The sequence below is a fragment of the Rhizobium sp. P32RR-XVIII genome (assembly GCF_012641395.1).
GTDB lineage: Bacteria > Pseudomonadota > Alphaproteobacteria > Rhizobiales > Rhizobiaceae > Rhizobium.
The window spans coordinates 867,170-876,284 of sequence record NZ_JABAIH010000002.1; the positions used below are offsets into that span (position 1 = coordinate 867,170).

A 9,115-nucleotide genomic window follows, 5' to 3' on the forward strand; every position below is an offset into this window, starting at 1 on the left:
CGCGATGGCAGCCATTCTCGACGGCATCCCAGGAGTTCGGTGATGCGCTCGATGTCCAATTCCTTCGAAGCAGCTGATGACGCGACCGGACACAAGTTCCACCGAGTTCCCGTCGCGTCATTTTCACAGCTCTTCATCGTACACCCCGTTCTCAATCACCGGCTTTCGCCAGTTGGCAGAAGCTGAACTCAAACCAATCAAGCCCTGGCCACGTCGGATTAGTGGCACAGGGGAATTCGTAAATGTCCGAAAAACAGTTGGAGAAATCCGAAATGTCCAGCGTCGATTTCGCATCAACCGCATTGAAAAAGCACGTCGCGCCGAAGGGTAGCGGCGAAAACGTGAAGGATCGCATCCGGATTGCGGCAAGGCGTCTCGGCTGGTCTTTCACCCGAACCAAGGATGTTTGGTACGCCGACCCGCGCGTGTCGATCTCTGCCGAAGAATTGCGGGTCATCGAGGAAAAGGCAGGCATCACCTATGCACGCGCAGAACTCAGAGAAGTCGATGAACTCATCGCAAGAGCAAACGAATTCATTGCCCGGGCGGACGCTCTCTTGGCACGCCCCGATGCGGATCGCTTTCGCCCGCTGGTTAATGGCTGCAAGCCTCTCGTTGATGGAATACGCGCGTTTATTGGCGCTATGGATCGCGCATGAAATGAGAGATGAGGCCTAGTCCGGCCTCTCTTTTTTTGTCCGAAACCTTCGGATTTTTCCGACAACATAGGAGCAGCTACGGCAATGACAGCGATCGGTGACAACAGCAGCAAGGCGGAGACGGATCACCGTCTCCTGGTGGCCTACTACCACCGCAAGGATCTCGCCAATCACTTCGAGGCGAAGCGGATCGCCGACGAGCGGAAGGCAAACCGCAAGAATGCAAACTCCCACGGGATCTCATCCCAGAAGCTCGACCACTACCTCAAGAGCGTCGTCGCCGACGATAAGCAGAAGGTCGTCGATAAGCATTTGAGCGATCGACAGAACCTCGAATGGATGGGACTGATCGCCAAGACGAGCGGCGGTGACCTTCTCGACCAGGCAGAACGCGTCACCGGCGAGACTCTCGTCCGAGCCAAGGGTTTCCAGGCTGGTCTGCTCGGCAACGATCGCGTGTCCGGCTACATGGCCGGATCTGACGAGGATCACTGGTGGCTCACCTCGTACGACGAGGGCCGCAAGGAATACGACACGAAGCTTCCAGATCTCCTGGCCCGTATCAACGAGCAAGCGGACATCGAAGCACCCCCCGAAGATGAAGACGACGACGAAGGCTGATGCTCCCTGGGGCGGCTCGCTTCCTCCCAGCTTGAGCCGCCTTCACTGTCCCGGTCGCGAATGACCGGGAACTTTCTCTCCCCCGAGGTTCCCCATGAACGTTGTAGCTCGCGTCCAGACATATACATGCCCATGCTGCGGCGGCTTCATTGGTGAGGCAGCGCCAATTCAGGCCGTCATAGACTCCGAAAAGTCGTGGGTCTCCAAAGCTATCCTTGAAGCCCTGTCAAAGCCGGTCGGCAAGCGCATGCGGCGCGATGCCTTGATAGAGGCCATCTATCAATTGGACGATGAGCCCGACGGGGCGGCAAATTCCTTCCGGGTAACGCTTAGCCACCTCAGGCGCCGTGTGCAGCAATATGGCTGGCTTATCCAAACCGAAGGATCGAAGGGCAGCGTGCAGGGGCTCGGCGCCGTCTACCGGCTTATCCCAGTGGAGGCCGGCCAATGATCATCATGGGCCTCGACCTTGCAACAAGGTCCGGTTGGGCTGTCCGCGACAGCGCCCGCCACCGTTCCTCAATCCTATGCGGAACCTTCTCTGTTGCCGAAAACAACAACGGCGACAAGCTTCAATGGGAATCCAAATATCCGGTCGCCGCCAATCTCTTTTACCGCCTGATCAAAGAGCACCAGCCTGATTTCGTTGCGATCGAGCGGCCAGAACATGGCGTCCGACAGTTCAAGAAGAAGGGCAAGGCAGACCTGACCGGCAAGGAGGAGACGATCTCCACCATCAACCCGGCGGCGCTGCAGTTGACCGGCATCTTCGGCGCCATCAGCGCGATTTGCCAGATCAAGGCTATTCCCTTCGGCACGATCGCCGCGACGTCATGGCGCCCGGTCTACTTCGGCAAGGGCATCAAGCCTCCCGAGGGCAAGGACTGGAAGGATCTGGCGATTGAGTATGCCGGTCGTGAGGGTATCGCGCTCCCTTCTACCAAGGCCGAGCAGCGTGACGCGGCCGAGGCGATCGGCGTCTGCACATGCTGGCATAACTGCGCAATCCCCGAAATCAAATGGATGCAGCAGCGGTTCATGGAACTGCGCACCGGCGCCTACGAGCAGAAGCGGAGCGCGGCATGAACCAGCTGGTGACACAACGAACCGTCCTCGATCTGGTCGACGAGTACGAAGAGAAGAACGCGGCGATCGAAGAAGCAATTGCCTCATTCGAGGCTGCTTTCAGCCAGCTGGAATTGGCTGCCAGCGTTCAAGGAAAGTATGTGGCGCCGGTTACAAGGCATCGTCCGCACCTGTCCGCTCGTGATCTGCGGTCGAATCTCCTCAAATCTGGCTGGAAAGCCATCTATGACCGGCTGCAGATCGATCGCATTGCCAGCGCTAAGGACAAGAAGCTTTTCGAGCAGACCATGGCGGATCCGCCGGAACTGACCTTCGACAATGCGAAGGCGACCTTCGGTGATTACCTGATGCGCCCGCGCTATCACATCTTGCGCGGCCTGGCGGAAGTCTTCGCCGATCTGGACCCGGCCTATAAGTCACACTCCAAGGTCAAGATCGGCGTCAAGGGCCTGCCGAAGCGCGTCATCCTCAGCTATTACGGTGGATTCAGCAGCTACGGCCGGGACAAGCTGCGCGACATCGTAAATGCACTTGCTGCTTACCAGGGCAAGCCCCTGATGGAGTATGCTGAGTTCAGCGCGATCGAGACGGCGCATAGGATCGGTGATGACGCCGTTCTGGATGGGCGTTCCTACACCTCCGAGCGCCGCCATGGGGCGCCTGACGTCTACGAGACGAAGGATCGCGGCATCACGATCCGCAAGTTCAGCAACGGCAACGCTCATCTCTTCTTCTCGCCAGATGGGCTGCTCGATATCAATCGCGCCCTGGCAGAATTCTATGGCGAGGTGCTGCCGGATGCGGAAGAGGAAGGCGCCAAGCGGCAAGCCGGCACTGCGGTATCCAAAGACCTGCAGTTCTATTGGTCTCCGCAGGACGTAATAGAGCGGGCGCTTGAAGCCGCCGGCATCTACAAGCCGAGAGACTATAACGGCTCTGCTCCTGCTTATCGCGTTCTAGAGCCCTCGTGCGGCGACGGCCGAATCCTCGACGAGCTGAGAGCCTACGGTTGCCGTCCTTTTGGTATCGAGGTGCATTCCGGTCGCGCTGCCGAAGCAAGGGCAAAAGGTCACTCGGTCCTGACCGGGAACTTCCTCGATCAGCCGGCCCGTCCCGACTTCGATTTCGTCGTGATGAACCCGCCGTTCTATGGCCGGCACTACGTCAAGCACGTGCTCCATGCGCTGAAGTTCCTCAAGCCGGGCGGCACCCTCGTTTCTATCCTGCCGGCGACAGCTCACTACGACCACAAGGAGCTTGAAGGGCAATGGACTGATTTGCCCGTCGGCAGCTTCTCCGAGGCGGGCACAAACGTCCCGACGGGCATTCTGAAGATGAGGGCGCCGAAATGACGTGGTTCTTCGATCCGCTCCTCCCGCTCCATTACGAAATGATCGTCATCGATCCGCCGTGGGGCTTCGGCCTTTACAGCGAGAAGGGAAACGAGAAGGCAGCGCAGCGTCAATACGTCTGCATGAAGGATGCCGAGATCCTGGCCTTGCCCGTCGGACAGCTAGCATCGATCGACTGCCTTCTCTATCTCTGGGCTACGGCGCCCCAGCTCCCATTGGCGATTGAGTGCTGCAAGGCGTGGGGATTTGAATACAAGTCCTTCATGGTCTGGCGAAAGCTGACTGCCGGCGGAAAAGAGCGCATGGGGACCGGCTACCGGGTCCGGACGACAGGGGAGATCGTCATCGTCGGCGCATTGGGCAATCCCAGGCAGTCAATCGTTCCGCGCACCGTCTTCGATGGGGTCGCCCGCGAGCACAGCCGCAAGCCCGAAGAATTCTACGCCATCTGCGATCGGGTGATGCCGCAAGCGCGGCGCGCGGACGTCTTCGCCCGCGAGGAGCGCAAGGGCTGGCATGCATTCGGGAATGAAGTTCAGAAATTCAATGAGGCGGCAGCATGAACGCCCCCCAACGCGACTTTACCCCCGATCGCCGCATGCTCGACAGCCTGTCCGAGGACGACGTCTTCGCGGCGGAAGAATCGATCCTGTCGGGCATACTCTGCAAGAACGATCTTCTGAACGATTGCGGTCTCGAGGCCCATGATTTCTCCGAGGGCCTGCACCAGACGATCTACGGAGCAGCACAGCAGCTCTATGCTGGGCATCAGATTGCCGATGCTTCAACGCTGAAGCCTTTCATCCCGAAGGCAATCGATAACCTGCCGATCACGCCAGCGGAATACTTAAACAGGCTGCAGAAGGCAGGCTTCTACACTCTCCCGCAAGAGTTCGAGGCGAAGCTTCAGATTGTCAAAGGCGCATCGCTGTCCCGCCAGTTGGCAAGGGAAGCAGACTTCATCAGCAGCCTCGCCAAGGAAGGCCACACCTTACTTACGCTTGGCGATGAGATAGAGAATCTTGAACAGCGCTTAAAGGAATTGCAGTCGCGGTTTTCGGAGACGAAGGCGATAAAGTCGCCCGGGTCGCAATACCTGGCAGCGTTCAGCGCATCTGGCCGCCGGGATGGCGTCATAGGCGTGCCGATCGGGCTTGAGGAAATCCGGCGCGTTCTTTCGGAAACGGTCTTTGCCGGCGGCAACCTTTATGGCCTACTTTCTTCATCCGGCGAGGGCAAAACCAGCCTCACCATACAGATCATCTACCACGCGCTGCGCGAAGGGCATCCTGTCCTCTTCCTCTCCTATGACCAATCCGCCTATCAGTGCATTCGGCAGATGATCGCCCAGGTTCACGGCATCAGCGTCAAGCAGCAGGATGAGCCCATGCGGCTCATGAACGACAGCGAGCGCGACAAGTGCGTTCAGTTCGCAACCTGGATGGACAAGCAGCCGCTGGAAATCATCCGATGCCAGCGCGAAGGGGTAGGGCAGCTTACGGCCTACGCCCGCCGGTTCATCAAGAAGCGCGCGAACGGCAGAACGCCGCTGATCGTTCTCGACCACATTGGCAAGGTGAAGCCTCGCGATCCGAAGCTATCGCCAGACCGCATATCCGGTGAAGTGACAGTCGAGCTCAAGGCTCTCGCAGACGAGACACAGAGCGCGTTCCTCGTCCTGAACCAGCGCAACAGCTCCGGAACCCGCCGCGACAATCCACGGCCAATCTCGGCCGATCTATACGGGGGTGAGGGCGCAAAGGCCGATTATGACGGCATCATCTACCTGTACCGCGCCGAAAAATACAAAGCCGACCGCGTAGCGACGGCTGCGACCGACTCCGATTGGAAGAAGATCAACAAGGTCTTCGGATCCGAGATCGAGGGGATCGCGGAGATCGGCAGCATCAAATGCCGCTTTGGCGATCCGAACGTTCGCGAGCAGCTGAAATTCGAAGCGCAATACACCCGATACGTTTCGATGCGCCCCGAGCGGCCGGCGGAGTTGTTCTGATGCACGCCTTACTTCAACACATGGGCTTCTGCAGCCGCACATATAAAGGCCTCTCTGGCTACCTCGATGTGCGCCATGTGGTTCATAGCCTCGACGCAGCGGCGTTTAGCGGCGTCGAGGTGTGGGCCGTAATTCAATGGCCATCTGTGCTCCAGAAGATCAATGGCCTCTGCCGGGCCGCAAATGTACTCGGGCGGGCGCTTTCCGATACGGATGGCTACGGGTGCAGTCCATTGGGCATCGCCGCGATGGCTCTTCGTGTGCATGGCAAACCTCCATGTCTCCAACAAGCCGTATCTCGGAAAGTAAGGTGCGCGCTCGCACGTTCAACGCCTCGCTTGTTTGGTGAGGTGGCGATCGAGAGAACCACGGAGATCGGCAGCCTCAAATGCGGCTCCATGCGCCCAGAGCGCCCAGAGGAGTTGTTCTGATGCAGCAGCTCTCATTCTTCGACATGATGGCAGCGCCCCCGGCGCCGGTAGCCGCGCCGGTTGCGGCAAAAGTAAAGCTCTCGCCTTGGCAGATCGAGCAAAGAGACAGCCGGCTAGCCCGCTTTGCGTACCGTGACAGCCTGCCCAGCGATGATGCCGGAATGCTCAACCAAGCTTGGATAGAGCTTCGCGCCTATGACACCGCGGTTCGGAGCGCCGACTACGACGGTATGGTGACCTCCGGGAACCGCCTGAAGGCGATCGGTGAGCACGCCTTCGGGATGACGATGGAGGAGGCAGAGAAGGGCGGGCCGCCGGATGGCAATGGCCGCTTCTTCTGCCTGAATGATGCCTCACGCTGGCTTATGGACGCTTTGGCCGCGAATGATGGTGAGATTCCCATGTTCGGCCAGAAAGGCCGGTTCGAGATCGAGGTAGCAGGGTGCCGCGTCGATTTCTCCTATTCCGGCCTCTTCGGACTTTGCGGTGGCGATGCTCGTGTCATCGACCATGAAAAGCCGTTCTTTTCCGAAACGGGCTACCGATCATTTCAAGTCTGCCCTGATGATTTCGTGATTGCAGCCGCAAAGCTCGACTGCCGGGGCTGGCTAGAAAGGGTTTGCCTCGGGCAACTCACTGAAGGCGGAAAGAAGAAGATCCACCGAACCCGAGCATGGCCTTCCTATGCGCGGCAGTGGCGAGATTCCCGAAATTACGCCGAAAAATATGCGCGCATAGACGGTTGGACCGAAGAGCGACGGGCAGAGCACGACGCGAAGCAAGCTGCTGCACTGGAGCGAATGGCCACTGAAGGCATAGACCCGGAAGAAGTTTGGAGAAGCAAATGAACTACTTTTGGCCTTCACGCCAATATCTTTGCTGTAGCAGCGGCGTTCACGAATGCCATCCGAGCCTCCTCGGCGCTCGCGTTCTGACACAGCGCAGCCAAGCATTTGCGTTTAGCCGCTTCATAAGTGGCGTCCTTGGCTACGGGCCAACGGTGATTGAGACATTCCAGCGCTTCATCGGGGCCGCAGATTTTTTTGCGAGAACCGTCTCCAATCTTAACGTGCACCGGAATCATCCAGGAGACCTTGAAATCGACCTTGATGACCTTAGCCATTTTGCACCTTCGATTTTGGACGGGCCTCGAACTTGCGCATTAGGAATTTGTTCCGAAGGAGATTTCGCACGATGAATGAGTTTGCCGGATACACCCGCCCGGTACCAGGCGGCCATTGGGGCATGCTCCGCTTTGCTCGCGACGGTCACCCCAAGCCGATCATGGGCGAGGGCGATAGGCCAATCGTGTTCGCGACCGAGCTTGAGGCCCTACGGGCCGTGAACCGGCATCTGCTCGCCTACTTCAACGGCGACTACCGGCGCGACGGCGCGAAGCTCGAAGCATCATCCGCCGGCGATGCGCTGTTCAACCTGAAGCCGTTTGTAAAGCAGCGTGGCAAGGAACGGCGGACGATAGTCGAGAGGATTGGGGCATGAGCGAGCGCCTTAATCTCGAATATCAGGTCCGCGAACTCTTCAAGGCCAAGATGGAAGAATTCATCGCATGGTGTGGAGAGAATTGGACGGTCACTCCCGAGCAGGCCATTGCCGACAACATCTTTGACAGCAAGCCCGAAGGATATCGGGAAGGGTACAACAACGCGATCGAGGGTCTTTCAGGCGCTCTCGAATGCTTCCTCGAAGAACAGGTGCCAGCATGACCATCGCCGTCAGAAGCTACACATCCGCCGCCGAGATCGTCGCCAACGCGAACGCGGCGCATCGTCGGGTCATCAACCCGCCTGTAAAGCTCACACGCGAGGTCCTGGAAGCGAAGGACGCCAAGATAGCTTCCCTTTGCCGGACCATCCGCGTTCATGAGCAGATGCACGAGCAGAAGCAAGCGATCATCGACCGGCTGAAGGAAGAGTTGCTTGAAGCCCGCAAGAGCGAGGACGCCCTGAAGGCAGAGCTTAGCAAGGCGCAGGCCGAAGGAGGGCCGAAGGTCCAAGGCGAGGAAGTCGTCAAAGAGGTGATGAAGCATTGGCCCGACCTCACCATGGCGCACATCAGGAGCGGCCGGCGGGCGGAACATGTCGTGGCGTGCCGTCACGCATGCATCATCGCTCTCGCCGATCGCATTCCCGACATGACGCATTCTGAGATTGCCCGGTTCATGGGGATGAATGATTCCAGCGTTCGGTATGCGATCAAGAAGCACCGGGCAGCGATGGGCGAGATCGAATGACCGAGCACCCCGAGGCCCAGGCGATCTTCGCGGAGTACGGCATTGAAGTCGTGCCGGCGAACGTGATGCCGGCCAACGGGCAGACCCGCGCCATTGCCACGCTGGACCGCATCAGAAACCGGCATGGAGAGGCACACGCTCGCTTTGTGGTCATGACGCTGTCTGAGACCGCCAACAACAAGGCCTTTATCGACGAGACTTCCCTGTGGGTCATCAGCGACATGGTGAGGGCGGCGGCCAAGAACTATCCCGAGCTCGTCGAGAACAATGTCTCCGCCTGGTTCGCCTTCTTCGATGGTCTCCCGCTGGGATGGCTTCAATACTGGGCATTGGACCTCGACGGCGTCATATCGAAACGACACGCCTTGGGCGGGATGATATACGAGAGGATGCGCCGGCGCTTCGGGGCCTTGGCGGTCCAACCTGATTTGCTTGATGACAGGAGAACGGCATGAGGGAATGGCACGATATAGCGACAGCGCCGCGGGATCGCCGTGTTCGCATCAAAGACGATGAAGGCTCTGTCCGCAAGATGGTTTTCAAAGCCCCGCACTGGTGGGATGTCGGTGACGGCCAGCTCCGCATCCTCGATAACGCCCTTTACAAGGGGGATGAAGACATTCTCCGAGCGGTGGCTTGGCAGGAGGCAGCATGATCACAGGACGTGACATCGGTGAGCGTTTCATCCGAGCGGTAGAGAT

General features: G+C 58.8%; 15 protein-coding genes. 13 read left to right on the top strand and 2 right to left on the bottom strand.

All coding sequences use genetic code 11. The features are described from left to right. The first annotated feature begins 242 nt into the window (after nucleotides 1-242). From HGP14_RS09495 to HGP14_RS09525, 7 genes are all read left to right on the top strand, one after another. Nucleotides 243-659 (top strand): hypothetical protein, encoded by a 417-nt coding sequence (locus tag HGP14_RS09495; protein WP_168829549.1) that lies wholly within the window; start codon nucleotides 243-245, stop codon nucleotides 657-659. An 84-nt stretch (nucleotides 660-743) separates the two neighbouring features. Continuing rightward, a complete protein-coding gene (locus HGP14_RS09500; protein ID WP_168829550.1) occupies nucleotides 744-1,280 on the top strand; it encodes a hypothetical protein in 537 nt (178 codons plus the stop codon). A gap of 94 nt (nucleotides 1,281-1,374) precedes the next feature. After that, nucleotides 1,375-1,731, top strand: a complete 357-nt coding sequence (locus tag HGP14_RS09505; protein WP_168829551.1) for a helix-turn-helix domain-containing protein — start codon at nucleotides 1,375-1,377, stop codon at nucleotides 1,729-1,731. Continuing rightward, nucleotides 1,728-2,366, top strand: coding sequence for a hypothetical protein (locus HGP14_RS09510; RefSeq protein WP_168829552.1), 639 nt, complete (start codon nucleotides 1,728-1,730; stop codon nucleotides 2,364-2,366). Before HGP14_RS09505 ends, HGP14_RS09510 begins: the two co-directional genes overlap by 4 nt. Beyond that, a complete protein-coding gene (locus HGP14_RS09515; protein WP_168829553.1) occupies nucleotides 2,363-3,718 on the top strand; it encodes a DUF4942 domain-containing protein in 1,356 nt (451 codons plus the stop codon). The genes HGP14_RS09510 and HGP14_RS09515 overlap by 4 nt, the downstream gene beginning before the upstream one ends. Next, nucleotides 3,715-4,281 (top strand): MT-A70 family methyltransferase, encoded by a 567-nt coding sequence (locus tag HGP14_RS09520; RefSeq protein WP_168829554.1) that lies wholly within the window; start codon nucleotides 3,715-3,717, stop codon nucleotides 4,279-4,281. The genes HGP14_RS09515 and HGP14_RS09520 overlap by 4 nt, the downstream gene beginning before the upstream one ends. Further along, nucleotides 4,278-5,732 carry a replicative DNA helicase gene (locus HGP14_RS09525; RefSeq protein WP_168829555.1) on the top strand — a complete coding sequence of 485 codons (1,455 nt, stop codon included), beginning with the start codon at nucleotides 4,278-4,280 and terminating at the stop codon, nucleotides 5,730-5,732. The genes HGP14_RS09520 and HGP14_RS09525 overlap by 4 nt, the downstream gene beginning before the upstream one ends. Before the next feature lie 8 nt (nucleotides 5,733-5,740). Here the strand turns inward: HGP14_RS09525 and HGP14_RS09530 are convergent, their stop codons facing one another. After that, nucleotides 5,741-5,998 (bottom strand): DUF982 domain-containing protein, encoded by a 258-nt coding sequence (locus HGP14_RS09530; protein WP_168829556.1) that lies wholly within the window; start codon nucleotides 5,996-5,998, stop codon nucleotides 5,741-5,743. 164 nt (nucleotides 5,999-6,162) lie between these two features. On the opposite strand from HGP14_RS09530, the gene HGP14_RS09535 reads away from it, so the two are divergent. Continuing rightward, on the top strand, nucleotides 6,163-7,011 hold the full coding sequence (locus tag HGP14_RS09535) for a hypothetical protein (RefSeq protein WP_168829557.1): 849 nt from the start codon (nucleotides 6,163-6,165) through the stop codon (nucleotides 7,009-7,011). A 14-nt stretch (nucleotides 7,012-7,025) separates the two neighbouring features. Here the strand turns inward: HGP14_RS09535 and HGP14_RS09540 are convergent, their stop codons facing one another. After that, nucleotides 7,026-7,286: a DUF982 domain-containing protein gene (locus HGP14_RS09540; protein WP_168829558.1), complete on the bottom strand. Its 261-nt coding sequence runs from the start codon at nucleotides 7,284-7,286 to the stop codon at nucleotides 7,026-7,028. 71 nt (nucleotides 7,287-7,357) lie between these two features. Here HGP14_RS09540 and HGP14_RS09545 point away from each other — a divergent pair, with 71 nt between their 5' ends. Genes HGP14_RS09545 through HGP14_RS09565 form a run of 5 tightly spaced genes read left to right on the top strand, consistent with a single transcriptional unit; the run spans nucleotide 7,358 to nucleotide 9,069 of the window. Continuing rightward, entirely contained in the window at nucleotides 7,358-7,663 is a 306-nt protein-coding gene (locus HGP14_RS09545) for a hypothetical protein (RefSeq protein WP_168829559.1), read from the top strand. Continuing rightward, on the top strand, nucleotides 7,660-7,887 hold the full coding sequence (locus tag HGP14_RS09550) for a hypothetical protein (protein ID WP_168829560.1): 228 nt from the start codon (nucleotides 7,660-7,662) through the stop codon (nucleotides 7,885-7,887). The genes HGP14_RS09545 and HGP14_RS09550 overlap by 4 nt, the downstream gene beginning before the upstream one ends. Further along, nucleotides 7,884-8,414: a hypothetical protein gene (locus HGP14_RS09555; protein ID WP_168829561.1), complete on the top strand. Its 531-nt coding sequence runs from the start codon at nucleotides 7,884-7,886 to the stop codon at nucleotides 8,412-8,414. The genes HGP14_RS09550 and HGP14_RS09555 overlap by 4 nt, the downstream gene beginning before the upstream one ends. Beyond that, nucleotides 8,411-8,869 carry a hypothetical protein gene (locus HGP14_RS09560; protein WP_246704393.1) on the top strand — a complete coding sequence of 153 codons (459 nt, stop codon included), beginning with the start codon at nucleotides 8,411-8,413 and terminating at the stop codon, nucleotides 8,867-8,869. Before HGP14_RS09555 ends, HGP14_RS09560 begins: the two co-directional genes overlap by 4 nt. After that, nucleotides 8,866-9,069 (top strand): hypothetical protein, encoded by a 204-nt coding sequence (locus HGP14_RS09565; RefSeq protein WP_168829562.1) that lies wholly within the window; start codon nucleotides 8,866-8,868, stop codon nucleotides 9,067-9,069. The genes HGP14_RS09560 and HGP14_RS09565 overlap by 4 nt, the downstream gene beginning before the upstream one ends. Nucleotides 9,070-9,115 lie beyond the last annotated feature (46 nt).

Bases quoted from the DNA above. Each gene is read 5' to 3' on its own strand.
- HGP14_RS09495 (WP_168829549.1), top strand. From the start codon at position 243: ATGTCCGAAAAACAGTTGGAGAAATCCGAAATGTCCAGCGTCGATTTC.
- HGP14_RS09500 (WP_168829550.1), top strand. From the start codon at position 744: ATGACAGCGATCGGTGACAACAGCAGCAAGGCGGAGACGGATCACCGT.
- HGP14_RS09505 (WP_168829551.1), top strand. From the start codon at position 1,375: ATGAACGTTGTAGCTCGCGTCCAGACATATACATGCCCATGCTGCGGC.
- HGP14_RS09510 (WP_168829552.1), top strand. From the start codon at position 1,728: ATGATCATCATGGGCCTCGACCTTGCAACAAGGTCCGGTTGGGCTGTC.
- HGP14_RS09515 (WP_168829553.1), top strand. From the start codon at position 2,363: ATGAACCAGCTGGTGACACAACGAACCGTCCTCGATCTGGTCGACGAG.
- HGP14_RS09520 (WP_168829554.1), top strand. From the start codon at position 3,715: ATGACGTGGTTCTTCGATCCGCTCCTCCCGCTCCATTACGAAATGATC.
- HGP14_RS09525 (WP_168829555.1), top strand. From the start codon at position 4,278: ATGAACGCCCCCCAACGCGACTTTACCCCCGATCGCCGCATGCTCGAC.
- HGP14_RS09530 (WP_168829556.1), bottom strand. From the start codon at position 5,998: ATGCACACGAAGAGCCATCGCGGCGATGCCCAATGGACTGCACCCGTA.
- HGP14_RS09535 (WP_168829557.1), top strand. From the start codon at position 6,163: ATGCAGCAGCTCTCATTCTTCGACATGATGGCAGCGCCCCCGGCGCCG.
- HGP14_RS09540 (WP_168829558.1), bottom strand. From the start codon at position 7,286: ATGGCTAAGGTCATCAAGGTCGATTTCAAGGTCTCCTGGATGATTCCG.
- HGP14_RS09545 (WP_168829559.1), top strand. From the start codon at position 7,358: ATGAATGAGTTTGCCGGATACACCCGCCCGGTACCAGGCGGCCATTGG.
- HGP14_RS09550 (WP_168829560.1), top strand. From the start codon at position 7,660: ATGAGCGAGCGCCTTAATCTCGAATATCAGGTCCGCGAACTCTTCAAG.
- HGP14_RS09555 (WP_168829561.1), top strand. From the start codon at position 7,884: ATGACCATCGCCGTCAGAAGCTACACATCCGCCGCCGAGATCGTCGCC.
- HGP14_RS09560 (WP_246704393.1), top strand. From the start codon at position 8,411: ATGACCGAGCACCCCGAGGCCCAGGCGATCTTCGCGGAGTACGGCATT.
- HGP14_RS09565 (WP_168829562.1), top strand. From the start codon at position 8,866: ATGAGGGAATGGCACGATATAGCGACAGCGCCGCGGGATCGCCGTGTT.